This is a genomic window from Desulfofalx alkaliphila DSM 12257 (assembly GCF_000711975.1).
In the GTDB taxonomy this organism is placed as follows: domain Bacteria; phylum Bacillota; class Desulfotomaculia; order Desulfotomaculales; family Desulfohalotomaculaceae; genus Desulfofalx; species Desulfofalx alkaliphila.
Genome location: NZ_JONT01000001.1, coordinates 293,864 through 319,688, shown reverse-complemented (window position 1 = coordinate 319,688; position 25,825 = coordinate 293,864). Strand labels below are relative to the sequence as shown.

At 44.2% G+C, this 25,825-nt stretch carries 27 protein-coding genes and 1 tRNA gene; 7 read left to right on the top strand and 21 right to left on the bottom strand.

Annotated elements, in window-relative coordinates:
- Window positions 1-293: 293 nt before the first annotated feature.
- Entirely contained in the window at window positions 294-1,211 is a 918-nt protein-coding gene (locus BR02_RS0101640) for a selenium metabolism-associated LysR family transcriptional regulator (RefSeq protein WP_031513564.1), read from the bottom strand.
- A gap of 219 nt (window positions 1,212-1,430) precedes the next feature.
- On the opposite strand from BR02_RS0101640, the gene BR02_RS0101635 reads away from it, so the two are divergent.
- Together BR02_RS0101635 and BR02_RS0101630 are read left to right on the top strand one after the other, a co-directional pair.
- Window positions 1,431-1,835 carry a secondary thiamine-phosphate synthase enzyme YjbQ gene (locus tag BR02_RS0101635; RefSeq protein ID WP_031513562.1) on the top strand — a complete coding sequence of 135 codons (405 nt, stop codon included), beginning with the start codon at window positions 1,431-1,433 and terminating at the stop codon, window positions 1,833-1,835.
- 70 nt (window positions 1,836-1,905) lie between these two features.
- Window positions 1,906-2,811 carry a selenium metabolism-associated LysR family transcriptional regulator gene (locus BR02_RS0101630; RefSeq protein ID WP_031513560.1) on the top strand — a complete coding sequence of 302 codons (906 nt, stop codon included), beginning with the start codon at window positions 1,906-1,908 and terminating at the stop codon, window positions 2,809-2,811.
- Window positions 2,812-2,887: 76 nt separating this feature from the next.
- Here the strand turns inward: BR02_RS0101630 and BR02_RS15250 are convergent, their stop codons facing one another.
- The 5 genes from BR02_RS15250 to BR02_RS14650 all read right to left on the bottom strand — a co-directional run bounded on the left by BR02_RS15250 (window position 2,888) and on the right by BR02_RS14650 (window position 6,134).
- Window positions 2,888-3,109: a NifU family protein gene (locus BR02_RS15250; RefSeq protein ID WP_157834909.1), complete on the bottom strand. Its 222-nt coding sequence runs from the start codon at window positions 3,107-3,109 to the stop codon at window positions 2,888-2,890.
- Between the two features lie 154 nt (window positions 3,110-3,263).
- Window positions 3,264-3,485 carry a NifU family protein gene (locus BR02_RS0101620; RefSeq protein ID WP_031513557.1) on the bottom strand — a complete coding sequence of 74 codons (222 nt, stop codon included), beginning with the start codon at window positions 3,483-3,485 and terminating at the stop codon, window positions 3,264-3,266.
- A 118-nt stretch (window positions 3,486-3,603) separates the two neighbouring features.
- Entirely contained in the window at window positions 3,604-4,710 is a 1,107-nt protein-coding gene (locus tag BR02_RS14655; RefSeq protein WP_031513556.1) for a DUF4349 domain-containing protein, read from the bottom strand.
- An 18-nt stretch (window positions 4,711-4,728) separates the two neighbouring features.
- Entirely contained in the window at window positions 4,729-5,322 is a 594-nt protein-coding gene (locus BR02_RS0101610) for an RNA polymerase sigma factor (protein WP_031513555.1), read from the bottom strand.
- Between the two features lie 194 nt (window positions 5,323-5,516).
- Window positions 5,517-6,134, bottom strand: coding sequence for a peptidylprolyl isomerase (locus tag BR02_RS14650; RefSeq protein ID WP_031513554.1), 618 nt, complete (start codon window positions 6,132-6,134; stop codon window positions 5,517-5,519).
- A 169-nt stretch (window positions 6,135-6,303) separates the two neighbouring features.
- Between BR02_RS14650 and BR02_RS0101600 the strand changes: the two genes are divergently transcribed.
- Window positions 6,304-6,392, top strand: a tRNA-Leu gene (locus BR02_RS0101600).
- A 294-nt stretch (window positions 6,393-6,686) separates the two neighbouring features.
- Here the strand turns inward: BR02_RS0101600 and BR02_RS0101595 are convergent.
- From BR02_RS0101595 to BR02_RS0101585, 3 genes are all read right to left on the bottom strand, one after another.
- Complete coding sequence (locus BR02_RS0101595; RefSeq protein WP_084170884.1) at window positions 6,687-8,273, bottom strand: SulP family inorganic anion transporter; 1,587 nt, start codon at window positions 8,271-8,273, stop codon at window positions 6,687-6,689.
- Window positions 8,274-8,528: 255 nt separating this feature from the next.
- Entirely contained in the window at window positions 8,529-8,936 is a 408-nt protein-coding gene (locus BR02_RS0101590; RefSeq protein ID WP_207640966.1) for a hypothetical protein, read from the bottom strand.
- Window positions 8,937-9,095: 159 nt separating this feature from the next.
- On the bottom strand, window positions 9,096-9,347 hold the full coding sequence (locus tag BR02_RS0101585) for a hypothetical protein (RefSeq protein ID WP_031513551.1): 252 nt from the start codon (window positions 9,345-9,347) through the stop codon (window positions 9,096-9,098).
- A 137-nt stretch (window positions 9,348-9,484) separates the two neighbouring features.
- On the opposite strand from BR02_RS0101585, the gene BR02_RS15965 reads away from it, so the two are divergent.
- Window positions 9,485-9,610: a hypothetical protein gene (locus tag BR02_RS15965; RefSeq protein ID WP_274377098.1), complete on the top strand. Its 126-nt coding sequence runs from the start codon at window positions 9,485-9,487 to the stop codon at window positions 9,608-9,610.
- 40 nt (window positions 9,611-9,650) lie between these two features.
- Here the strand turns inward: BR02_RS15965 and BR02_RS0101575 are convergent, their stop codons facing one another.
- Window positions 9,651-10,289 (bottom strand): lactate utilization protein, encoded by a 639-nt coding sequence (locus tag BR02_RS0101575; protein WP_031513550.1) that lies wholly within the window; start codon window positions 10,287-10,289, stop codon window positions 9,651-9,653.
- Window positions 10,290-10,551: 262 nt separating this feature from the next.
- Between BR02_RS0101575 and brnQ the strand changes: the two genes are divergently transcribed.
- Complete coding sequence (gene brnQ / locus BR02_RS0101570; RefSeq protein WP_031513548.1) at window positions 10,552-11,871, top strand: branched-chain amino acid transport system II carrier protein; 1,320 nt, start codon at window positions 10,552-10,554, stop codon at window positions 11,869-11,871.
- A 144-nt stretch (window positions 11,872-12,015) separates the two neighbouring features.
- On the top strand, window positions 12,016-12,555 hold the full coding sequence (locus tag BR02_RS0101565) for a hypothetical protein (protein WP_031513545.1): 540 nt from the start codon (window positions 12,016-12,018) through the stop codon (window positions 12,553-12,555).
- 95 nt (window positions 12,556-12,650) lie between these two features.
- Here the strand turns inward: BR02_RS0101565 and BR02_RS14645 are convergent, their stop codons facing one another.
- Both BR02_RS14645 and BR02_RS0101555 read right to left on the bottom strand, forming a co-directional pair.
- Window positions 12,651-13,334, bottom strand: coding sequence for a cell wall hydrolase (locus tag BR02_RS14645; protein WP_051688061.1), 684 nt, complete (start codon window positions 13,332-13,334; stop codon window positions 12,651-12,653).
- A 92-nt stretch (window positions 13,335-13,426) separates the two neighbouring features.
- On the bottom strand, window positions 13,427-14,068 hold the full coding sequence (locus BR02_RS0101555) for a DVU0298 family protein (RefSeq protein ID WP_031513542.1): 642 nt from the start codon (window positions 14,066-14,068) through the stop codon (window positions 13,427-13,429).
- 91 nt (window positions 14,069-14,159) lie between these two features.
- Between BR02_RS0101555 and BR02_RS0101550 the strand changes: the two genes are divergently transcribed.
- Window positions 14,160-14,951 (top strand): DUF1444 family protein, encoded by a 792-nt coding sequence (locus tag BR02_RS0101550; RefSeq protein WP_169738551.1) that lies wholly within the window; start codon window positions 14,160-14,162, stop codon window positions 14,949-14,951.
- A gap of 577 nt (window positions 14,952-15,528) precedes the next feature.
- Here BR02_RS0101550 and BR02_RS0101545 read toward each other — a convergent pair.
- The 9 genes from BR02_RS0101545 to BR02_RS0101505 all read right to left on the bottom strand — a co-directional run bounded on the left by BR02_RS0101545 (window position 15,529) and on the right by BR02_RS0101505 (window position 25,804).
- On the bottom strand, window positions 15,529-16,143 hold the full coding sequence (locus BR02_RS0101545) for an SGNH/GDSL hydrolase family protein (protein WP_051688059.1): 615 nt from the start codon (window positions 16,141-16,143) through the stop codon (window positions 15,529-15,531).
- On the bottom strand, window positions 16,140-16,745 hold the full coding sequence (locus tag BR02_RS0101540; RefSeq protein ID WP_051688058.1) for a DedA family protein: 606 nt from the start codon (window positions 16,743-16,745) through the stop codon (window positions 16,140-16,142). The genes BR02_RS0101545 and BR02_RS0101540 overlap by 4 nt, the downstream gene beginning before the upstream one ends.
- A gap of 253 nt (window positions 16,746-16,998) precedes the next feature.
- Complete coding sequence (pyk, locus tag BR02_RS0101535) at window positions 16,999-18,750, bottom strand: pyruvate kinase (protein ID WP_031513534.1); 1,752 nt, start codon at window positions 18,748-18,750, stop codon at window positions 16,999-17,001.
- A 15-nt stretch (window positions 18,751-18,765) separates the two neighbouring features.
- Complete coding sequence (gene pfkA / locus BR02_RS0101530) at window positions 18,766-19,728, bottom strand: 6-phosphofructokinase (protein ID WP_031513532.1); 963 nt, start codon at window positions 19,726-19,728, stop codon at window positions 18,766-18,768.
- 11 nt (window positions 19,729-19,739) lie between these two features.
- Window positions 19,740-20,690 carry an acetyl-CoA carboxylase carboxyltransferase subunit alpha gene (locus BR02_RS0101525; protein ID WP_031513530.1) on the bottom strand — a complete coding sequence of 317 codons (951 nt, stop codon included), beginning with the start codon at window positions 20,688-20,690 and terminating at the stop codon, window positions 19,740-19,742.
- Window positions 20,691-20,692: 2 nt separating this feature from the next.
- Window positions 20,693-21,544 carry an acetyl-CoA carboxylase, carboxyltransferase subunit beta gene (gene accD / locus BR02_RS0101520; protein ID WP_031513528.1) on the bottom strand — a complete coding sequence of 284 codons (852 nt, stop codon included), beginning with the start codon at window positions 21,542-21,544 and terminating at the stop codon, window positions 20,693-20,695.
- A 30-nt stretch (window positions 21,545-21,574) separates the two neighbouring features.
- The gene (locus tag BR02_RS0101515; protein ID WP_337999108.1) at window positions 21,575-21,757 is read right to left on the bottom strand and encodes a glutamate decarboxylase; all 183 of its coding nucleotides are present in this window, start codon (window positions 21,755-21,757) and stop codon (window positions 21,575-21,577) included.
- Between the two features lie 165 nt (window positions 21,758-21,922).
- Window positions 21,923-22,156, bottom strand: a complete 234-nt coding sequence (gene mtrB / locus BR02_RS0101510; RefSeq protein ID WP_031513523.1) for a trp RNA-binding attenuation protein MtrB — start codon at window positions 22,154-22,156, stop codon at window positions 21,923-21,925.
- 87 nt (window positions 22,157-22,243) lie between these two features.
- Window positions 22,244-25,804: a DNA polymerase III subunit alpha gene (locus tag BR02_RS0101505; RefSeq protein WP_084170882.1), complete on the bottom strand. Its 3,561-nt coding sequence runs from the start codon at window positions 25,802-25,804 to the stop codon at window positions 22,244-22,246.
- Window positions 25,805-25,825 lie beyond the last annotated feature (21 nt).

Here is a 25,825-nt window from a genome sequence, read left to right as displayed (position 1 = left end):
ACTCTTCTGCCTAAATCGATTTGTTAATCAACTTGTTATTTTGTTAACAAGCTTTGTTGCAGCAGCTACATAATCATTTTTGTACAGCTTGATGTTATTTAAAGATTAACATAACAACCATATTGAAATCCAATTGCTAAATGGTATGGGCCCATTACTTGGTCGAATAATTAAGAATTATCTGTTAATTTGAGCAGCTGTTATGACCGTAAAAAACCCCAAGAAAGTGTTTTTAACACTTTCTTGGGGAGTTGAACATCCTTCGTCTTATTCCGTTTGCATAAAAAACCTATTTACACAAGGCCATTTATGTTTCCACTTCCATTTAATGTATATATATCCTCATTTATAAACCGTATAAATTTCTTCAGTGAACCGGATACATTTTCTTTTCTATAAATCATGTAAAAGTTATGGTCCAGCTGCATTCCCTCAATTTGAACTGTTTGAACACGATTAAGTTCTAGGTCCTGGGCAATGACATTCTCAGACATAATTGATACACCCAAACCTGCTTCTACTAATCTTAATATGGCTTCATTGTTTGGCAATTCAGTAACATGTTCCAGTTGTATCCCGGCTTTATGCAGTCTCTCTTCCACCAGGTACCTAAGGCCCGAACCCTTTTCCCTCAAGAAAAAGGGTTGCTGGCATAATTTTTTTGCAGCCACCTTCCCCTGCCGGGCCCAGGGGTGCTGATTGGATACAATTAATTGCAGTTTTTCAGACATTAAAGGCACATATTCTAGGTTAGGACGACGAACAATGGCACCAACTACACCAACTTCAATTGATCCTTCCGTAACCTTGTCCAATACCTGTTTGGCATTACTTATTTCAATAGTAAAATCTATATTGGGGTAGCGCCGTACAAACTGCTCCAATAATTGGGGAAGCAGGTATACTCCCACTGTGGATCCTGCACCTAAAACAATTTTTTCTTCTGCCTGGCTTTTATTATCAGTAAGTGTTTCCTTTGCTTCGTCTGCCAATTCTAAAATATCGTTGGCAAACTGCAATAATTTTTTTCCGGCATCCGTTAGTTCAATTTGATTGCCCATCCTAATAAAAAGATTGACACCGTAAAACTTTTCTACCAGTTTTATATTTTTCGATATTGCCGGTTGGGTCATAAACAGTTCCTCTGCAGCCCTTGTAAAACTCTTCAGCTCAGCCACTTTTTTAAATACTCTTAATCTCTCTATATTCAAACCTCGTCCCCCCATATTATACCTTCATGCAATTATTTTATATAAAGGCCATTGATATATAAATTATTCTATCATATTTTTCGACTATTAGTGCAAAATTTCACCCATGCTGTCTAAAACTACTGACACTTTACCCAGTTACAAGCCCCACCAACTGGACTAAAGTTGCTAACTATGATAAGTTAAATTAACATGGCTAAATAAATTGCAGGTGATATTATGACCCGAAATTATATCTTTAGGGTTAAAACCCATCAACGCACTGAAATGGTAGACCTAACAAAAGAAATACTAAAGCTGCTACAGCAAAGCAAAGTAACTGACGGGATATGCTATATTTTTATTCCCCATACCACAGCCGGGGTCACCATTAATGAAAATGCAGATCCCACAGTGGTTACAGATATGCTAGGAGCCTTAAATAAATTGGTTCCGGTGCATAATAATTATTTACACAGCGAAGGTAATTCCGATGCGCATATTAAAGCAACCCTGGTTGGGGCCTCAGAAACAGTATTAATCACAGACGGCACCCTTCAACTGGGTACCTGGCAGGGAATATACTTATGTGAATTTGACGGACCCAGAAACCGGAAAGTAATGGTTAAAATTCACAAAACTTAACGGTTTGTCAACTAAATATATTTTTCTTATTCACGATAAAAGATATATAATATATTTTGAGGTGAATAAATTGAATACCGCATTATTAAGAACTTTTATTACAGTGGTAAATAAAAAAAGCCTATCACTGGCTGCCCAAGAAATACATATTACTCAACCCGCTGTCAGTAAGCAAATCAATGCCTTAGAGGATTATTTTGGTATAGGTTTGATAGAACGCCGAGGGCGCGGGATTACACTTACACCTGCAGGGGAAGTGCTTTACCGAAATGCCATTGAAATTCTTGACTTGATTAATAAAACAGAACGGGAAATACGGGATTTAAGCGAAACCGTTAAGGGCAAGCTGGTAATATGGGCCAGTTCGATTCCCGGCCACTTTATACTTCCCTATGTAATCGGAGCTTTTCAAAAACACTACCCCGAAGTTCATATCTCATTACATATATCAGATTCTAAAGACGTGCTACGCCACTTGCTGGATGAAAGTGCCCAGTTGGGTGCCGTTGGCACCAAGCCTGAAAACAAAAAATTAGAATACTGTAAGTTTCTAGACGACCAATTGGTGGTAATAACACCCAAGGATCACCCCTTGGCCAATAAAGGTGTAGTTAACTTACAGCAACTGGCCGGCGAGCGCCTGGTTTGGCGTTCAATAGGCTCGGGAACCAGGTTGGAACTGGAGGAAAAATTGAGTGAAGCCGGCTTACCCCGGGAAGACTTAAATATTGTAATGGAACTGGGTAGTACCGGCGCAGTGGTTAATGCCGTTGAAGCTGGTTTGGGCATTTCCATCGTTTCAAGGTGGGCAATAAAAAAAGAAGAAACCCTCGGTAGAATTTCCGTTTTAGAAATTGAAGGGTTGAATTTAAACAGAGAATTATATCTTGTCTATCCAAGAAGGCGGCATAAAAATCGAGTGGTTCAAGTCTTCTTAGAATTTGTTAGAAGTGATAACTACTCTTTGCCCCAATAAAATTAGATAGTTTAAACAAGTTAAGGCTTACGCCGGCATCCATAAGGACTTGGCGCAAGCCACTTTTTTAGTTATTTTATTGAACCTGTACCACTTCTTTTACTCCTGGCACTGCTTGCTTGAGCGACCGCTCAATCCCCATTTTTAGGGTCTGTGTTGCCCCGGGTCAGCCGTGGCAAGCTCCTTTTAATTTTACCTTTACAACTCCTTCTTCAACACTTACCAATTCCACATCTCCGCCATCACGCTGGAGAAAGGGCCGAACTTTTTCTAAGGCTTCTTGCACCTGTTCTTGCATCATATAACCTCCTTTCTGTTATGGATTAGGTTAACCGGAAAGAAGGTCTTTTATAAACTGACAAGGGATTTGTAACAGCCAAAACCAGAGGATAATCTTATCAAAAAAATAAAAAAACAAGCTCCTTTGCAAAGCTTGTTTTTTAGAAATAACTTTATACCTGTACTACTTCCTTTACTTCAGGAACTGCTTGTTTTAGTACCCTCTCAATGCCTAACTTCAAAGTTTGCACTGCACCGGGGCATCCCTGGCAAGCACCTTGAAGACGTACCTTAACAATACCGTCTTCAGTAACATCTACCAACTCAACATCTCCCCCGTCCCGTTGAAGAAAGGGTCTTACTTTTTCCAGGGCTTCCTGCACCTTTTCACGCATATCTCAAACCTCCTTATTGCAGTTCAATGTCTCTGTTATTTTACCTTGTTTTGAATGGATTAGCAAGATAATCTAAAAAATAACCTGTAACTAAATAAGTTACAGGTTATTTATCAGCTTAATTTGATGCGGTAAAGGTAATATTAATTTTAATATAGTTGGCACTCTTTGCCAGGGATTGAATTCTATTATCCAGTGCTTTAATTTCACCTTGTAGCTCACTTAGCTGTTGTTCCAGCACCGGGTCACCGGACGAGTTATTAATGGCATTTATTAGTTCATTTTCCACTTGCTGTTTTCTTTTTAAATCTGAAACCGCACTCTGGTATTCAGCTGTTAAGTCCTTATCACTGGGTATATTAGCAACTATTTCTCCCAAAGAAGACAATTCAGCAAGCACCGGTGAGTAGTTACCCACTGGAACGTTGATGCCGGTACCGGTAACATGACCACCATACTTTCTGGCGATAGAGGCCAGCTTTTGGTTGGCTTTATCCACATCATTAACTGCAATCTTCATGACAGAAGAGGTGGATACCAAATTGGTCACATTTACATCGATGCTGCTAACACCAACATTGGCCGGTGCAGGGCCACCATTGACCGACTCGGGCCGCCCCGTTGATGTTGCAGGGGCTGATGGCTCAGTGGTATTCACATTACCATTTTCCGATCCCTGGGGCTGGGCGTTGCCGCCTGCACCGGGCTCATCAGAGGTCATTTGATCACCAACCTTTGAGTCGCCAAGGGCCACCGATGTATCTCCAGGCTTTACCGGAATATAAGCAGGAACTTGTAGTCGAGAATTGTTAACTTGGTGTTTAGTTTTCTGTACACCATCATGGTCAATAATATTAACATTACCACCATTCCACAGTGTGGTGATACCTATTGCCAAGCTAAACACTGCAGCAGCGGCAACCACCTTGTACCATGGCGCCCGGGCTACACTGCGCAACTTTTCAAAGAATCCTTCTCTATCATCATTGTCTGCTTCTGGGGCAGGCATTGAGGCCAACCTTTCACGTAAACCGGTCATGAATTCCGGGGGCGGCACCACTTCCGGCATATCGCGCAGTAAAGCGCTGGTTGTCTGCAATTCCTCCCATTGGGCCCGACAGTGATGACAAACCAGTAAATGCTCAGCTATTTTTTTTGCATCATTTTTGCTAATTTCGCCGTCAAGGTATGCTGACAAATTTTTGCACACATCCTGGCACCTCATCACTTCACCCCCCTTAGTCTATTGACGAGTCTTTTGTGTAGAATGTTCCACCAATGCAGCCATTTTTTGTTTAAAAGCATTTCTTGCCCTGCTCAACCTGGATTTAACTGTTCCCAGGGAGCAGTCCAACACAGTGGCAATTTCATCATAAGATAATTCTTGCATTTCCCGCATTATTAATATTAAACGGTAATCTTCACTTAACATATTTAGGCATTGTTGCACCTGTAAGCGCAATTCCTGCCTTTCCATCTCTTCCTCAGGGCCAGGCTCGTCACTGACAATGTTTAAGATGGAGGGCAAATTTTCATGAAATTCATCATCTAGCGAATATGTTTGCTTATTTTGCCTCCTGCGCAATTCATCACGGCAAACATTAGCAGTTATGTGATAAATCCAGGTCATAAGGCTGGAATCCCCTCGGAAACCCGGCAAAGCATTATAAATTTTGATAAAGGCCTCTTGGGCTAAATCACAGGCATCGGCATGGTTGCCCATAAACCTATATGCCACGGAATATACCTTGTTTTCATACTTTTGAACCAGCTCTTCAAAGGCTTGGTAATCTCCGGTTTTGCTTCTTTCGACAAGTTGCTGATCAGTCGAAGACAATTTTGGGTCCCCCTTCAATAGATAAAGCAGCAAATGGAAAATTAATTTAAGTCACTTAAAATAATTATTCGACACAGGAGTATCAATACCTTTCTTAATTAAACCCCTGTCAGAAGTTTACATGATTACTAAATAGTGCTTTGAAACATTTTCTGTGATACTCAGAAAACCCCGGAGGCCCGGGGTTTTTACAGTTAATCTATGGTTACACTATTCATTTTTGCCCCAATTTCTATTTGATCGACTATATCCATACCATCTATAACCTTGCCAAACACCGCATAGTCGCCATCAAGCCCAGGGGCATCTTCTTTTAAAATATAAAACTGTGATCCGGCCGAATTGGGATCCTGACTTCGGGCCATAGCCACCATTCCCCGCCGGTTATTAAGTTCAGGATGCGTTTCAAGTTCTATTGACCACCCGGGTCCACCGCTGCCATCACCGTTAGGATCTCCCCCTTGAACCACCCAATCTTCAACACGGTGGAAAGTTAAACCGTCATAAAAACCCTCTTGAATAAGCTTTTCAAAGTTACCCACCGTTATAGGCATGGCATCGGGGTACACCTCCATTATTATGTCACCCATATCCGTGTTAATGGTAACCTGTCTTGTGTTTTCCAAGGCTTGGGAGTCAGTGGTTTGTGGTTGGTTAGCAGCTTGATCAGTATCCCCTGTGTCGGAAGATACAGCGGCAATACCAATCATTATGGATAAGAGCACCAGCACTACACCGCCAATTATTAAGTATATTCTTGTTTTTGGATCCTTTATATCTATGACAGGATCTTGCTTTTTCTTTTTAGCCATTGTCATCCTCCTCCGCTATAGGAAAATTAAATTGACTGAATATAATTATGACTGTTTTTTATTTTTTTGTCCATAACTTTTGTTAAACTTCCTGCTTTTACAATGCTAAGCATTGACTTTGTATAAAGGGTGTGCTATCATAACTAATGTTCCCGAAAAACTTTATCATGCCGAAGTGGCGGAACTGGCAGACGCACTGGACTCAAAATCCAGCGAGGCTCACCCCTCGTGTGGGTTCGACTCCCACCTTCGGCACCAATGGAGAATTATAAACTTGCAACCCCTTGGCTTTACTGAACTACAGGCCAAGGGGTTTTTATTTTTCACACAAATAACACAACCGTAACCCAACCTGAAAATAGATAGCTAAAGCGGAATTGCTCCCGCTCTTTTTATTTCAAGTCGACCGAATTTTAGCCCAGTCTTCTACCCCCCTATGCAGGCCGGTTTCGGCAAGGGAGAGTTTTCCTCCTTCTAAGTATACTCCGAATACATATCCTAAATAAAAAGCACCTTGAAATGGGTTTTTGCCATCTGCAAGGTGCTTTTTATTTAATTCTTTGTTTCGCAGGCTAAAGCCCTACTGTGTTCTAAAATATAATTGTATGCTTCCTTGTGCGGTAAAATCCGCAATTCTTGTTTGGGCTCCACCGCATCTATGTTTTTAATTCTTTGTTCCACAGTACCATCAATATTAGAGAAAATCACCTTTTTGCCCCGGGAACTGAGCTGTTCCAACAAATTGTGCAGTGCCATCATGCCCGAGCCATCAATATATTGCACACCGTCCAACCTTAAAACAATAATTTGCTTATCGGTGCTGTTAATAATACTGTCAATGATACGGTCAGTGGAACCAAAGTAAATGGGGCCTTCAATGGCAAAAATACTGGCGTTTTCATTAATTGTCTTAATATCTTCACCGTTCAATGACGATATGTTGTCAAGCTTAGTTACTTTTACTCCCCGGTCTCCATATTCTTTGGCAAATAGGAGGGCAGAAATTGCAATACCTATACCCACAGCAACCATTAGGTCCACTGCTACGGTTATTACCATAGTAAGCAGCATCACAAAAACATCAGACTTAGGTGTGGTTGGTATAGTTTTAAAGCTGTTGCGATCGAACATGCTAATACCTGTTACAATCAAAATTCCTGCCAAGGCAGCCATGGGAATATAGGCTGTTGCATTGCCAAAACTTAGCACCAGAATGAGCAACACCACACTGTGAATACAGGCAGACAGTGCCGTTCTACCACCGTTTCTGATGTTTACCACCGAACGTACGGTGGCCCCGGCTCCGGCAAGCCCACCAAACAAACCACTGGCAATATTACCAATGCCCTGGCCAACCAGCTCCTTATTACTATCGTGGCGAGTGCCTGTGATGTTATCCATCACAACTGAAGTTAGAAGGGAGTCAATTGCTCCTAATAAGGCAATGCTCACTGCACTGGGTAAAAGAGTTAAAATTAACCCCGGATCTGTCAAGGGGGGGAAATGCAAACTGGGAAGTGCTTGGGGAATTGACCCAATGAAATTAATACTACCACTTACAAAAAATTGATGCAAAAGCGGTACTGAAACTGCAAATCCCTCTAAGGAAGGAAAAATGGCCACAGCCAGAATGGTACCACCAATTAGTCCCACCAGGCTACTGGGCATAAACTTGATCCATTTATCGGATAAATAAATAATGGCCATTGTTAATGCAACCAATAAAATATTGTCTTGCACATGTTGCAATTGCCCTAGAATAATGATCAAAGCAATGCCGTTCATAAAACCTGAAACCACAGGATGTGGGATATACTTTACATAGGAACCTAGGCGCAAAAGGCCTAAAGCGATTTGAATAATCCCCGCCATTATAAATACAACCAAAGCCAATTCAATACCGAATTTAGCAATTACCCCGGTGGCAACTACTGTGATGGGGCCGGTGGGCCCGGTAACTTGTCCTTTAGTTCCACCAAATAAGGCAGCAAAGAACCCAGCAAAAATAGCTCCATAAAGACCAAATAAAGCACCCTCCGGTGTACCCGTTGCAGCTACACCGAAGGCCAATGCCAGGGGCAAAGCTACAACGGCAACAGTAATACCAGCTAAAAACTCACGATATATACGGTTAAGCAAATTATCCCCACTTTTCTTTATGATTTTTATATATAGCCGAACAAATAGGAATGTATTTACTTACCATTGTTTTTTTAGATAAATACATTGATGTTGTTCAGTTAATAAATAATTATTATTACTACTAGCTATAGTTAACTACCCTGTTAGATTACACCTCCAGCCAGCTATATTTTTAACTACATTTAGTAGTAATTAATAATTATGTTATTTTATCCAGCAAATAGTTTAATAGAAATACTTAGATTTAATTCATTACTTCTTAATCTCTTCTCTAATATCTATAAGGGTGTCTAATATTTGTTTTAACAGTTCATTTGTTGTGGGTTCCCGGTCAACTATATCACCGTCATCTATTTCTGTATCTGCAATAGATTCCGGCCTTTGATGGCCGATAATTTTTACGGTAAAGATTGTTCCTGCTTTCCTGGTTACCTTTTCATTCCATTGTTTATCGTAGGCCAGCATTGTTGATACTTTTTGAAGATGCCTTGTCAATGTTCTTCGACCACGGATTAAATCTAAGGCACGATAAGCCATCTTCACCGATAATCCGCTGTATTCAATAATTTCAAATATCCGGTCACCCTTCCAGGCGGCATTTACTTTCTCCACCACCTCTTCTAAATCATTTGCAAACTCATTTCCGGAATCAAACCTCACACCTGCTTTTGGCCTTGCAAGGGTAGCATAAAATATAATATTTTCATTCCACATGGTTTAATCATTCCACCTAAATTAGATTTAAGGATCAGGTTTAAATATAGTTCACCGGTTTGTCCATATTCTATTTTACTTTACATAACTCAACTGTCAATGGCTTTATTGGGATTCTTTCAAAGATATAGATATTTCCGACCATTCTTCACCGTTATTTAAAGCTATTCGCCAGTAGTCAGCACATTTATAAACCACGATATCCTCCAATTGGTAGATATCCTCCAAGTAACCCTCCAGAAGCTTTATCTGCTGTAAAAAACTCCACAATTTTTCTAGATCTTCTCCTTTAATAATTTGCGAATTAGCAGAGATCTCGATTTGCTGTTCCAGCACCTTTATACCTTTCTCGGCCATTATAAACACTCCTTTGCCTGAACTTGTTTTACACGCCAATATCAAAACAAGTAACGGCAACTTTTTAGATATAGCTCTTCCAACCTAGATATTACTGTGATAAAATTTTAATAAATTTGTAAAGGAGGAATATACTAATGTTATTTGGTTTAGCTTTTGCCGGTTTTTTAGGCACAGTTGCTCTTATCAGTTTCTTTTTAGGCCTCACATCCGCCGGACACAATACAGACGGACTTCGGCAAGGAAAAACCCTGGGGGTATAAGCTCTTTCTTAATTAAAGGGGCGGGTCCCATGACCCGCCCTTAGTATCCCAATTCCTCTCCCACAACCACCACTGTCAGGTCAGTGGTCAGGGGTTTCTTTTTCATAACAGAGTATATTCTGCATATCCTGGTTTCTGTTTGACAATCGATACAGCTGCCGGTATCAACACAGGGGTTTGGGTAGCCGAGCCGCTTATTGTTTTGCGGCGACGCTATAAGTTGAATCCTTTCAAAGGCTGCATGTACATTTTTGCAAATTTTGTTTACGCCCACCACCACAATTACCTTTTTAGGACCAAAGGTCATGGCAGCTACCCTATTGCCTGCACCGTCTATATTTACCAGGTAGCCATCCAGGGTCAGTGCATTACTGCTGCTTAAGAACACATCGCTTAATAACTGCTGCCGTCTTATTTCCAATTTTTGCTCTGCACTTAAACCGGGTAGGTTGTGATTTAACAGCTGGGCACCTTTAGCCTCAGCCAGTTTAGGTATCTTTAATTCTACCAGGGTCACTGAACCGCCAATTCCTACCTTGTCTCCCGGCTTAATTTTATCCAACACAAATTCCACCGCTTGCTCTTTATTAGAAAAATAAACAGCGTCAAATAAGTTCTTCTTTAGTTTTTCCACAACAACCTTTCCTAACTTGTCCCTGTGCCATTGCGCAATATTCAACTGAAATCCTCCCTCTTCTATTGATAGTATTAATATAAAAAACTGTTATTGGCAGCTATACTTTAATGATATTATTCAGCGGCCGCTTACTTTTTTCCTGCCAAAGCACCGCACTAATAGTATTATGTCATTTTCCAGTTGACACTTGACAGCGTTAATGATAAATTACTACTTGTTGCAAATTGAAAATAGGGGTCCCATCGTCCTTTTTGGCGATTTTTTTATTATTTCTTTAAACATTACTTAGATAGGAGTATAGGAAATGCAATTAACAAAAAAAGAAGTTTTGGTTACCGGTCTGGCTTTACTGGCGATGTTTTTAGGAGCCGGAAACTTGATTTTTCCACCCATGCTGGGTTTACAGGCCGGTGAAATGATGTGGTGGGCAGTGCTGGGCTTTGTGGCCACCGGCGTAGGTTTGCCTTTGCTGGGGGTAACCGCAGTGGCTAAGGCAGGGGGCGACCTGCAATACCTTGCTAACCGGGTGCATCCGCTTTTTAGTAAGGTAATAACCACAGTGGTGGTCTTGTCTATCGGACCCCTTCTGGCTATTCCCCGTACAGCAGCCACCACCTTTGAGGTTGGGATAGCTCCTTTTTTACAGCTCAACACACCGGGTGAAGCAAAATTAGCTTTAGCAATTTCAACCTTTATTTTCTTTGGTATCACCTTATTATATGTTCTTCGTCCCACTAAAATTGTTGACAACGTCGGAAAGTTTCTCATGCCTGCCCTATTGCTTTTTTTGGGAGTAATTATTTATAAGGGTATGGTATCCCCCATGGGCACTGTGGGCGTCAGCCAATATACATCCCCCTTTGCCCAAGGCTTCTTGGAAGGATACAACACCATGGACGCCCTGGCTTCGGTGATTTTTGGCCTGGTAATTGTAAATGCCATTAAAGCCAAGGGCATAACCAATAACAATGAAATAGCCCGGGTTACCATTTGGGCAGGTGTCATTGCTGCCGCCGGCTTGGCCGCTGTTTATGTGGGCCTGGCTTATGTGGGGGCCACCTCAGGCTCCAACTTTACCGGCGACAACCCGGGGCAGCTGCTTGCTTATCTCACTAAAAGTTTATTGGGCTCCACCGGCCAAATGGTTGTGGCCATAACAATAGCACTGGCCTGCTTAACCACTGCCATCGGCCTGGTATCCAGCTGCGGACGCTTTTTTAACAGGTTGACAAATGAAAAGATCAGTTACAATACCGTTTGTATAATCGCCGTGCTGGTAAGTTTACTGCTTTCCAACATGGGACTTGCTAAAATACTTGAAGTATCTGTTCCCCTGCTTGTTACCGTCCACCCAATTGTTATTGTACTGGTATTGCTTTCGCTGGCACACAACTTATTTGGCGGTAAAAAGCCGGTGTATGTGGCAGCCGTGGGCGGCACCACAGTGTTGGTATTAACCAATTTACTGCTGGATGTGGCAAACAACCTAGGCATTAAACTGACAATGCTTAGCAGTGCCCTTTCTTACCTGCCCATGCGGGAACAGGGACTGGAATGGGTGATTCCGGCCATAGTAATGGCTGTGGTTGGTTTAATGATTAAAGAAAAACATAAGGCGGCCTAAGGGCCGGTTATTAAGATAGGCGGATTAAACTCCGCCTTTTTTTTCTGTCAGCACAAGACAGCAATGGACATAAATTTGGTAGGTTTTAAGAAATAGGTGGAAATGCTATAATAGGTATTGTCAAACTATCAGGGAGGTTTTTGCATGGAACAAGGCTATGTAGTTAAGATAGGTATAGGCAGCTCTGAAATAGAGGGGCAGCAGTATGCAGTGTTAATGCTTGATCATATAGATTTTGATAATCTATTGCGAACGGCCACAATAATGGAGTTTATGAAACCAAACCTTACTCCGCTAAAGCCCGAACATCCTCTATACTTTGGGGCACCCACCGAAGTATTGGGCATGGACCAAGACTTGGAGGTAGCCATTAAAAAAGTAAAAAAAATGATTACTATTAAAATTTCAAGCCGTTCTATTTTAGATGACTTAATTAAAAACATATCCCAAGAGCAATTGGAAAAGGCTAAGAAAAATTTGCCCTCGGTGTTTTTTGATTTTAACCGGCATAAAAAATACCTCGATCAAAAGGCAGATATGATTTACAGCGGCGTATACAAAGACTCGTACCGCAATTTCATAAAGAGCTATCAGGAAAAAGGCTTTTATATTATCATCCTGGGTAATAACGGCACACCAATGCCAGGGGTGCAGTTGGTAAAAGAAGATTTAAAACTGGAATAGATATAATATTTGTGGGGCAGCCTTGAAGCTGCCCCCTGCTGTTAACTTGTTATGTACATATTAAAAAACAAAACCCCCATTGGGGGTTAGTGGATTTAATAATAAAAATCGTGACCGCCGACGGTCATCATATATTTTCTGTTTTTAGGTATCCAGAAGTTTTCTGCCTTTTTGGGATTTAAGAAATATAGTGCCGAGCCCACCGGACGTTCCCCGTTCAATGCTGCCTCTGCCGCCCTGATGCTTTCACTGTTAGGTGTATTGTAAATGCGACCGTCCAGCACCGGCGAAAACTGGGTGTAGCCTTCTTGCACATCAAATATTACCCCGTAAATGGTGTTGGGAAACCTGGGATTGTTTACCCTATTTACCACCACGTTACCCACCGCCACCTTGCCTGTATATGATTCCCCTTCAGCTTCGGCGTGGATAATCCTAGCCAGCCAATATACTTCATCTGTACGGCTTGTCCCACGGATGGCATCATTATTTGGCCTTCTGTTGGGCTGTTGTACTGCCTGGTTTTGGTTATTGTTGGCAGGGGATGCTTGAGCCACCTGGGTTTCTTCTTCATCAACCGGGGTGTCAGCTTGATTTTCTTCTTCTTTCTTTTCCTCTTGGTTAGTTAACTCATCAGTATCAACTTGCATCTGTTCCTCGTTATTTGGGCTGTCATTGTGAGCAGTGTTAGCGCCGATTCTATCAAACCCCACCGTTAATACAGCAAGGAGCATGATAGCAAAAGCTGCAGCAGCGATAACCTTAACTCTGTTCGTCATAATCCTTCCCCTTCTGACATTTTGTCCTATATTCAATCACGTACTATTATAATGCATTCAGAAGGGCAGGGTTAGCTGTAAATATAGTCAGCTCAACTAAGCTTTTCCATTGTCTCCTTGGCAATTTCCGCAACGGTTTTTTCCTGCAATTGACCGTCCATGTAGATCTTAAACAGTTCATTGTCTTTGAGCATGGGGGTTAATTGTTCCGCTTCAATACCCTCTTTAATCTCCCCTAAGGCCCAGATTGCATGGCCCCTTACCTTAGGGTGGGGGCTGGCCAGGGCATCTTTAATATGTGGTACCATCTGTTTTGCATACTCCACCTTACCGGCAACCCTACCTGCGGCCCACAGCAAACCCAGTTGGAAAAATTCTTCTTCCAGGCAGGCCGATAACATCATTGGTCCTAAATCAGCAAATAGGTCCGGCCGTCGGCAAATAATTTCTGCAATTGCCTCCGGGGCACCCCAACTGTTGCCACCGGACTCATCATTCATAGACCATAAAAACCGCCGAATAAGGTCTCGAATGAAATCCGGATCCCTATCGGCAACTGCACCGGCCACATAGCCCAAGGCCTCTATGGCCTGCCAACGCAGCAATTCGTCCCTGTGGTAGGTTAGACGGACTAAATATCTAATGACCTTTTTGCTGTTTTTACCGGCAAAATGTGTTAAAATATCATATCTTTTATCAAGCACCAGGCGAACAATCTCTTGTTTATCAATCATATATAATCACCCCTTAGTAAGGATTATACTTCTTGCCGGCAAATTAATAAACCTTTGCCGGTTTTGTGCATATTATTATTTAATTGGTTTTATGAGGTGTAATATGGATATAAGTCGTGATGAATTTAAACAACAGGTAGAAGAAGCGGTGAAAAGAAATTTGCCGGACGTTACTTTGGCGGATATAGGGAATTTTACCTTGCGGATGCAGCATGGCGAATACTGGTTGGAGCTGTACTTGGGCAACTTCTATAGCCATTACTTGAAATGTCCCATTAAAGCAAGGCAGGAATACTTAACGGGTGTACTGCAGCCCTTTATTGATGACCTGAACAGGGGACGAGGGGTCAGCGCTGCCGACATAGCAGCCAATTTAGAGAGTATTTACCCCTTGGTGGTGGGTAAACAGGATCTGGACAATAGTTTGGTATCCCAGCCATTGACAAAGGAAGTTCATATGGTTTATGTATTTGATCAGGGCCTGCGCTTCTTTTTTATAGATCGGCCTACCTTAGCCGCTTTAAAAATGGACCTAAACCGGCTGGATGAATTGTCAAGGGCAAACTTCCACAGGGATTTAGATAAACCACTTCTGCTGCTGGATAAAAAGCGCGGTATAGTGGGTTATAATTACTTGGACTCTTATGATTCTACCAGGGTGCTATTGCTGTTGAAAAAGTTTAGCGGTATTGAAGACTTGTTGGGGGAAGAGGTGTTAGTTATGATTCCTAACCGTGACCTGGTAATGATTTTTGGGCGCCGTAATGAACCCCTTTATAAAAGAATTCAAATGCTGGGCCGCTCTGAATATATTAACAACCCCTATCCTGTCACTGATTGCATATATAGGTTGAAGGATGGAATGTTAGTTAAATATGAATAAAAACAAACCCCCATTCCTGTTAAGAATGGGGGTTTGTTGCAGAGCCTACAATGACCTTCGCTACAGCCATTATGAATCATTACATAGCCCATGACAATCTTTCGACTGCCATAGACCATTTCACAACCCATAATGACCTTCGCTCGACCATCATGGATACCTGATAAGCCTGCCATAATCTCTCGACTATGACAAACCTAAGCGGAGCCTGGCACCAACACCAAAACTACTCGGAACCCATGATCGTCTTAGCTCGACCGACAAGCATACCTTGTGACCCTGCAGCAATCGTTCAGACCGCTGCAAAGCCTACCGGCACCCTTGACGATCTTCCCTCCGGCCAGCACTGAGCCGACTTAGACCCAATACCGACCTTCGGCCGACCACACACAGAGCTCATTAAAACCCTGCGGCAGTCTGGGCTCAGCCATTGCAGACCCTGCTATTATATTGCCCGCTATTTATTTTTTTAAACCTTAGAAATATCTGGAAAAACTGTAATGGTGGGCAGCCGTCCTTTGCCTGGGGTAAATGCTTTAGATTATTAGACTGGGCTTTTATTAATGCTCCGGCTGCCTTAATACTGTACTTTTATTCTCTCTACCACTGCTTTTAAATCTTCATAAATGCTCTTGGCCAAGAGGCCATAGCCCTCTTTGTTTGGATGGCCGCCGTCAGCAAAATATTTGGGGTTGCCCTGATCGGTATTCTCAATACACAGGGGTGTAAAGAAATCCAAGAGGGGTATTTTTTGGTCTAGGGCAAACTTTTTTATCCAGTTGCGAATATCAGTTAAATGCCCTGCAAAGCGGTTGGCGTCATCACCGGGAAAGTACTCTTCAACCTGTTCAACCACTATGGGGGTAATAAGGCCCAGCACCGGCAGCAGACGGTTTTTTCTGGCCCTTGCCACCATCTGTGTGAGGTTTTCCTGTGTCCGTACCAGGGGTATTCCCTGCCAGGCATCGTTGGTGCCCCCGAGTATGGTTACCGCTTGTGGTTGGCGGTCAAGTACATGGCTGTCAAAGCGGGCCAACATATCCCCGGTGGTGTGCCCATTAATACCGGCATTTATAAAGTTTACATCCCTTTCAAAATCAAAGGCGGTATTTAAAATATGCACCCATGATGCCTCTTGCCCGTAGGGATAGCCCTGGGTAATGCTGTCGCCCAGGCAAACTACTTTAATCACCTCACCTGCTCCTTTCTTTTAAAATAATATCTATAGGCTAAGTATATCAATAAGAAAAGCACAGCCACAAGCCAGGATTTGGAGGTAACCATCTCACCGGCTTGCTGCCAACTGTCCCTAAAAATATAGCCCACCGTTATGTATAAGCCGGCCCACAGCAAGGTGTATAGGGTACTGTAAAATAAAAACCAATGATATTTTACCTTTGATATTCCGGCCATGTAGGGCGTAAGGTTGCCTAAGGTGGGTATAAAGCGTCCGCCGATTATAAAGGCTGCGGCGGAATGTTCAATCCAGCCTTGTGCCTTATTAAATCTTTGGGGAGTAACCCTGAGGTAGCGGCCGTATTTTTCAAAGAAGGGTTTCCCTATTTTATCACCGATAAAATAGGCAGCGGTGGCGCCGGGCAGGTAGCCGGCAAAAATGGCAATAGCCACCTCCATGGGGCTAAAGTCTCCCCGGTGTATTAAAAATCCAGACATAACAATCATCAGCCCGCCGGGAAAAGGCAGGCCTAGGGCATCGAGAAATATAGCAAACATCAAACCTAAGCTACCCAGCCTTATTAAATAATGCAGCAAGGTATCTATAATCTGCTCCATCTTTTTCCTCCGAATCTCTTTTGGATGCGGCCAGAGTCCCTACCCGCCACATTAGGTTGCCCAGATGGAGCAAAGTTGACCCAAAAAGTAAAAACCCACTTTCCTTTTGAACGGGAAAAGCGGGTATAAAAAACGGCAAGGATCGGAACCGCCCCACGCAGTTCTTATCCCCGCCTTGTACACTGCTTAGCATTATAACCGGCACATGTTAACACCAGATCAATAATAGGTTAAAAGTATGTTAATTTTTATATTACATCACCCGGGCGGTGCCACTGTATATTAAGCCCCTTTGGCCGTCCACGGTGATTGTTTCTCCGTCGGGGATTATTCTGGTGGCATCTTCAACGCCCACAATAACAGGTATGCCGATATTTAATCCCACTATGGCAGCATGGGAAGTAATTCCGCCTTCTTCGGTAATGACAGCGGAACACTTTTCCATATAAGGCACAAAATCGCGATCTGTTCCTATGGCCACCATTATGTCGCCTGATTGGATTTTTTCCTTGGCCTCGTCGGCCTTGCGGCAAATCTTGGCCAAGCCTGTGGCTGCCTGTTGGCCTATGCCACTGCCCTGGCCCAGTATGCGGCCCACGGTGTGCACCTTTAATAGGTTGGTGGTGCCATGGACACCCACCGGAACACCGGCTGTGATAACCACCAGGTCGCCGGCTTTAATTATTCCCGAGGCCAGCGCCACTTCCACAGTGGCAGATATCATTTCGTCAGTGCTGTTTATATCCCCCACTGTTAGGGGCTCTACACCCCAAACCAAAGCCATTTTGCGCATCACCTGGGCCCGGGGTGTAACAGCTATAATGGGGCATCTGGGGCGGTATTTAGATATCATGCGGGCGGTATGCCCCGATGCAGTGGCGGTGAGGATGGCAGCTGCCTCCAAATCCCTGGAGATGCCGCACACTGCACTGCTGATGCCGTCGGTAACCGTTCTCTCTTTAATTTCACTGTACCTGGTAAAGTATTCGCAGTAGGGGTAGCTTTTTTCCACCCTTAATGCAATGCGGTTCATGGTTTCCACTGCCTCCACCGGGTATTTGCCCGCGGCGCTTTCTCCGGAAAGCATAATGGCATCGGTACCGTCTAAGATAGCGTTGGCCACATCTGATGCTTCAGCCCTTGTGGGTCTTGGGTTGTGGGTCATGGACTCTAACATTTGGGTGGCGGTAATAACAGGCTTACCTACCTTATTGGCCTGTTCTATCAGCATCTTTTGGATCATGGGCACGTCCTCTGCCGGTATTTCAACCCCCAGGTCACCCCTGGCCACCATAATTCCGTCTGACACCTTCAAAATTTCAGCTATATTGTCCACAGCCTCGCGGCTTTCAATTTTAGAAATAATATGTATATCGGCCTGGCATTCTTCTAAAATATCCCTAATGGCCAATACATCTGCCGGTTTACGGATAAATGACGCAGCAATAAAGTCCACACCCTGCTCGGCACCAAACAATATGTCGGCTATATCCTTGTCTGTAATGGAGGGTAGATTAACCCTTATGCCCGGCAAATTAACACCTTTGCGACTTTTAAGTTCACCGCCGTTAATCACCCGGCAACGGACTTCCGGGCCGCTTATTTCCTCTACTTCAAGTTCAATTAACCCGTCGGCCACCAGTATTTTACCGCCTACCGAAACATCATCGGGAAGCTCCTTATAGGTAACCGAAACTCTGCTGTTGTCGCCTTCAATTTCCTCGGTGGTTAGGGTAAAACTGTCGCCGGCGCGCAGCAGTATTGGTTCTTGGGCAAAGGTACCCAACCTAATTTCAGGCCCCTTGGTGTCCAGCATAATGGCCACGTTTTTACCCAATTCTTCGGCGGCCTGGCGCACCAAAGCTATTCTGCGCCCGTGATCTTCATGATTGCCATGGGAGAAATTCATGCGGGCCACATTCATCCCGGCCAGCATCATTTTCTTTAGGGTTTCCAGGTCTTCACTGGCTGGGCCAATTGTACAAACTATTTTGGTTCGTCTCAAAGGCTGCACCCCCCATTATATAGACAGTATCTTTGCCAGTTCGAGCATATCCAGTTCCACTTTCTTTTCTAGGTTAAAAACATCGTCTAAGTGGTAGTCTATTATTTCACCGGAGCGTATGCCCACCACCCGGTTGGTTTTGCCCTCCATTAACACGTCCACTGCCTTGGCTCCCAAGCGGGCAGCCAGCAAGCGGTCAAAGGCAGTGGGAATCCCCCCCCTTTGCAGGTGGCCGAGGATTGTTACCCTGGTATCAAACCCTGTTAACTCTTCAATTTTCTTGCCTATCTCCAAGCCACTGGCTGCGCCCTCTGCCACTAAAATAATACTGTGCAGTTTACCCCTTTTAACCCCGCGCAGCAGCTTATTGCAAATTTCTTTTATATCGAAGGGTACCTCGGGAATAATTATTGATTCCGCACCACCTGCCAAACCGGCATTTAAAGCAATGAATCCTGCATCACGACCCATCACTTCAATGACAAATGTTCTCTCATGGGAGGTGGCGGTGTCTCTAATTTTATTTATGGCATCCACCACGTTATTTAAGGCGGTATCAAAACCAATGGTATAGTCTGTGCCCGGTATATCGTTGTCAATGGTGCCCGGTACTCCTACCACCGGTAAGTTATGCTCTTGGTGAAATAGCTTGGCTCCCTTAAAGGAACCGTCCCCACCTATGACCACCAGGCCTTGAATGCCAAAACGGCCTACGTTTTCGTAGGCCCTGGCCCTGCCTTCAGCAGTGGTAAAATCCTCTGAACGGGCTGTGTGCATTATGGTGCCACCCCGATGGATAATATCAGCCACCGAGCCCAAACTCATCGGCCACAGGTCGCCATCTATAAAACCGCTAAAACCCCGGTTAATACCTATCACTTCTATTCCATGGTAAATAGCCTTTCTTACTACAGCCCTAACGGCGGAGTTCATGCCCGGTGCATCCCCGCCACTGGTCATCAGCGCTATTCTCTGCACATCACTACCCCCTATCCCATTTTGCCCATGGCCCTAAATTTTTTATATCTATGATCCACCAAAGTTTCACTTGCAATCTCTTTTAACTGCCCCAGGTGTTTTCTAATACTTTTGGCCATCAGCTTTGCCGCCTCCTCAGCATTGCGGTGGGCACCGCCCAAGGGCTCAGCAATGATTTCATCGGTTACTTCCAGATCTAACAAGTCCTGGGCGGTAAGTCGCAATGCCGCAGCAGCTTGCTGGGCTTTGGTGCCGTCCTTCCATAAAATGCTGGCACAGGCCTCAGGGGTGCTAACGGAAAATATTGCGTGTTCTTGCATTAGTATGCGGTCTGACACACTAAAGGCCAAGGCACCGCCGCTGCCACCTTCACCGATAATAACAGATATTAAAGGAATTTTTAAGGTAGACATTTCCATTAAAGAACGGGCGATGGCCTCACCCTGGCCCCGCTCCTCCGCCCCCATGCCACAGTATGCACCGGGGGTGTCAACAAGACAAATAACAGGCCGTTTAAATTTTTCCGCCTGTTTCATTAATCTAATGGCTTTACGGTAGCCCTCGGGGTGGGCCATACCAAAGTTACAGGCTACGTTTTGTTTAGTGTCCTTTCCCTTTAGGTGGGCTATTACCGTAACCGGTTGACCGTCAAACCGACCAATACCACCAACCACAGCCGGATCATCGCCATATAAGCGGTCGCCGCTTAGGGTAATAAAGTCAGTGATTAATAATTTTATATAATCCAGCGCATTGGGTCGTTCAGGGTGACGGGCTATCTGTACCTTTTGCCAGGGGGTAAGGTTGCCATAAATGTTTTGTTTTAATTCACGGGCCCGTTTCTCCAGCGTGTCAATTTCATTGCTTAAGTCTATATCTTTTTCCGCTGCAAAGGCCTTTAGTTCGTTAATTTTAGTTTCCAGCTCAACAATGGGTTTTTCAAATTCTAACAGTGCCGGCACCTTTACTCACCCCCCGCAACGTGTAAAGAAATGATGTTTGTTAAGGTTTGTTTCATATTATTACGGGATACAATCAGGTCCACAAAACCATGTTGACGCACAAATTCAGCCCGTTGAAAGCCTTCAGGTAACTTTTGCTTGATGGTCTGCTCAATGACCCTGGGGCCGGTAAATCCAATCAGGGCACCGGGCTCGGCAATAATTATGTCCCCCAGGGAGGCAAAGCTGGCAGTTACTCCACCGGTGGTGGGATCGGTAAGAACGGTTATATACAAGAGCCCGGCCTCATCTAATTTTGCCAGGGCTGCCGTAGTCTTTGCCATTTGCATCAATGAAAGAATACCCTCTTGCATGCGGGCGCCGCCAGATGTGGAAAAAATAATTAATGGGGATTTTTTCTCTATGGCAGCCTCAACTGCCCTGGTTATTTTTTCACCAACAACTGAACCCATACTGCCCATGATGAAATTTGCATCCATCACCGCCAACACCACAGGGTAGCCATGGATGGTTCCCTCCCCGGTAACCACCGCCTCTTTTAAACCTGTTGTTTGCATTGCCTTTTCCAGCTTTTCCGGGTAGCCGGGAAATTGCAAGGGATTGCCGGAAACCAATTGGCTGTCATATTCCACAAAGCTGCCTGCGTCCAAGGTCATATCAATACGTTCGTAGGCACTGACCCGAAAGTGAAAATTGCATTTTTGACATACTTTATAATTTTTACCAAGCTCTTTAATGTATAGTATTTCACTGCAGCGGGTACATTTGACCCACAGCCCCTCTGGAATATCTCTTTTTTCTTTTTCCGGCTTCACCGTAACATATTTTTGCTTGCGGAAAAATTCTAAAACCAAGTTTTACACCTCTCCCTAAGTTTGCAAAAACTAGAAAGAATTAATCACTTCCATTGCCTCATCTACCTCTGACGCAAGAACTAATATTTCACATGAACTAGCCCCGCCGTCAGCGTTTGAACCTAATGGTTTAACTTTAATAAGAAAACCTTCTTCAGTTAGTTTTTTTTGTAATCTTTCTGTTTCTGCCTTATTTTGTGCAATATAAACCACTTTCCACAATATTGACGCCCCCCCTACTTCTTCAAACGTCAATTGTTTTTTTCTACATAACATTGTTCAATCCTTTTTTTAGTGAAAGAAAAGTCCCATAACACCGTCCAAAATAGTATAAAATAAGTATATCCAGAGCAACAACTCTGGATACTACACAAATAATCACCCCTTGTTTTGTACCCGACCATGCTTGGTCAGCAATTCAACCTGTCCTCTAATTTTTATGGCCGATGTGTGTTCTGTAAACTGTGCTATCATAATTTCGTCCTTATCTAATTTTTCGGTGTGGTGAAATTTTGTATCTCTGCCCCGCGTAAGACCAATTATGGTCACACCGTTTTCCAGCGCTCTTATCACTATATATTCTCCTGTTATTGCCTGTTGTTTATCTATCATTTTAATCACCTTTTTCCTTTATTTAGCAAACATACTACCATAAAGTTATTGGGGTTACAAGTATTAATAATTCCTTGCCATCCTACTTTAAAAGTCCAGCAGCGAACGAAAACCTTCGTTTATAATGTCATCATTTATTCTATCATTTGTTGGGACTGAGCCATAGCCCTTTCTTTTAAGGGGTTTCCACTTTATTCTCACATTTTCTTTGCCCAGTTTTTCCTCAAACCAATGAAGCAGGGGCCCCGGCACCTTTACTTTATTTTCTTCGGGCAGCGCTTTGGTGGTTTTTGTACTGCTGTAATAGATTACCACCTGCTGCTCACCGGGGTTTTTTCTTGCTTCTTGCAAAATCAAACTTTCCAATTGCCGGTCGGGTTTTTCCAGTCTTAGGTACAGCGTACGCTCCAGTTTTTCTAAGGGCAAAATATGTTCCGCAATAACCTTCGTTTCATCTTCGGTGCTGTTATTTTTGCCATAAACAATCAGGGGTAGGTCTGCTTGTAAAATTTCTTGGCTGCGGCGGTAAAGCTCGGGAAAAACCACCAATTCACAGCTGCCGGTGGCATCTTCCAGCTCCACAAAGGCCATGGGGTCACCTTTTTTAGTGGTGATACTGCGTATTGAACTGACCACCCCGCCCAAGACAAGACTGTGTTGGCCTTCCAAGGAAGTAATCTCAGCCAATCGGTGTGTGGTAAGCTCCCGGAAAGCACCTTGATATTCCTCCAGGGGATGGCCGGTGAGGTAGAGGCCCAGCGCTTCCTTTTCCAATGCCAGGAGATCTGCCAGGGCATATTCCCCAACTTCGGGCAGTTCTATATCCTCCTCTGTCTGGTTTGTCTCGCCCAACATATCAAATAATGATATCTGGCCGCTTTCCCTGTCCCTTTGGGCCTGTTGAGCCAGCTCTAAACCCCGCTCCACCACTGCAAGCAGCTGACCGCGGCGGTAGCCCAGAGAATCAAAACAACCTGCCTTGATTAAATTCTCCAGCACTCTCTTATTGACTGATCTGGGGTCAACCCGACGGCAAAAGTCACTGTAGCTTTTAAAGGCACCCTTTTCCCTGCGGCTTGATATTATCTGCCGCACTGCACCGATACCCACATGCTTTACAGCAGCCAAACCAAATAATATTTGCTTATTTTCCACCGTAAAGTGTTCTCCGCTGGCGTTAATGTTTGGAGGCTGTACTGCAATACCCATACGATGGCACTCATCGATATAGGCCGATATTTTATCGGTATTATCCCGCACCGAGGTTAGCAGGGCTGCCATGTAGTGGGCCGGATAGTTGGCCTTTAGGTAGGCCGTTTGATAGGCCACAAGGGCATAGGCAGCAGAATGGCTTTTATTAAAACCGTAACCGGCAAAATACTCCATTAAGTCGAAGATCTTTTCGGCCAGCCCCCGGGGGTAGCCCTTTGCCAAGGCACCGGGTATTGGTGCGGGCAGTGCATTGCCCTTTTCATCTGTGGTGGCCCCATGAATAAACCAGCGGCGATGCATTTTCATTATTTCAGGTATTTTCTTGCCCATTGCTTTGCGCAAAAAATCAGCCTGGCCCGGGGTGTATCCAGCCATAATTTGGGCGATTTTCATCACCTGTTCTTGATATAGTATCACTCCGTAAGTTTCTTTCAATACCGGTTCCAGATGGGGATGCAGGTAATCAACCTTTCCCAAACCGTGCTTGTTTTTAATAAAGTCATCAACCATGCCGCTACCCAGGGGGCCGGGCCGGTAAAGGGCCACCAGAGCAATTAAGTCTTCAAAGACACTGGGTTTTAGCTCCTTTAATATGGTGCGCATACCGCTGGATTCCAGTTGAAAGACACCGGTGCCGTAACCCTTGGCCAACATTTCATAGGTTTTCGCATCGTCCATTGGTATCTTATCAATATTTAATTGGATGCCTTCCTGGGCCAGTAAATTTATTGTTTCTTGAATGACGGTCAGGTTGCGTAAACCAAGCAGGTCCATCTTCAATAAACCCAGTTCTTCCACCGTGCCCATGGCAAATTGTGTAGTGATAGAACCATCCGAAGTGCGGTGCAGCGGCAGGTAATCGGTTAGTTCTTCCTTTGAAATCACCACCCCTGCGGCGTGGGTTGAAGCGTGCCGGGGCATTCCTTCCAACACAGAGGCAGTCTCAATAATCTTCCTTACCCCGTCATCGGACAAATAAAGCTGTTTTAACTCAGCCGATTGGTCCAGGGCCTTTTCAATGGTCATGTTTAATTCCATGGGCACCAGCTTTGCCACCTTATCCACAGCGGCATAGGGATGGTTTAACACACGGCCCACATCTCTGATGGCCGCCCTGGCAGCCATGGTGCCAAAGGTAATAATTTGCGCCACCCGCTCGGTGCCGTACTTTTGCACCACATAGTCTATCACTTCACTCCGCCGTTCTTGGCAAATGTCTATATCAATATCCGGCATGGACAAGCGCTCGGGGTTTAAAAACCGCTCAAACAAGAGGCCGTACTTTAGGGGGTCAATGTTAGTAATTCCTAAACAGTAAGCCACAATACTGCCGGCAGCGCTGCCCCGCCCCGGCCCCACCGGAATACCGCGCTCTTTAGCAAAATTAATAAAGTCCCAGACAATTAAAAAGTATGCAGAGAAGCCCATTTTTTCAATAACCTTTAGCTCGTGTTCCAGCCTCTCTGCCACCTGAACAGGTAACCGACCATGGTCTGTGGCATAAAGTTTTTTAGCCCCCCGGTGGCACAGATGCTTTAAATAACCTGCGGTGGTATAGCCGGCGGGCACCTCATAATGGGGCAGGTGCATTTCCCCAAAATCCAGTTGAACCTGACATCGTTCAGCAATTTTAACGGTGTTAGCCACCGCCTGGGGCACATGGGCAAATAATGCAGCCATTTCATCGGCCCTTTTTAAATATAGCTGGTCCGATTGAAACTTCATGCGATCAACCTGATCAACGGTTTTTCCCATTTGTATGCACATAAGTATGTCTTGAATTTCTGCATGGGATTGCACCGTGTAGTGAACATCATTGGTGGCCACCAGCGGCATGCCGGTTTCAGCACTGATTTTAATTAACTCTTGGTTAGCCACCCTTTGTTCAGGAAAACCATGATCCTGCAGTTCCAAGTAAAAGTTATCTTGGAAAATGTCTCGGTACTCCAAGGCCGCCTGCCTGGCCTTTTCCGGATTACCTGCCACGGCATAGGCGGGAACCTCCCCGGCCACACAGCCACTGAGGGCGATAATACCCTCGGCATATTCTCTTAAAGCCTTTTTATCAACCCGGGGTTTATAATAAAAGCCACGGGTGTAGCCTAAAGAAACCAGCTTGATTAAGTTTCTATAGCCCTGTTGACTTTCTGCCAACAAAACCAGGTGATAGTAGCGGTCGTCTATCTTAGGGGTACGGTCATCCATCGTCCGCGGTGCCACATACACCTCACAACCCAAGATAGGTTTAATACCGACCCGCCGACATTCTTTATAAAAGTCAATCACCCCAAACATGGCCCCGTGGTCGGTGATGGCCAAGGCAGGCATGCCCAATTCCTTGGCGGTTTTAACCACCTTTTTAATTCGGGCTGCCCCATCCAGCAGACTGTATTCGCTGTGCAGGTGCAAGTGCACAAATTGTTTCTGTGACAACACTAATCACCTCATTAATGAATA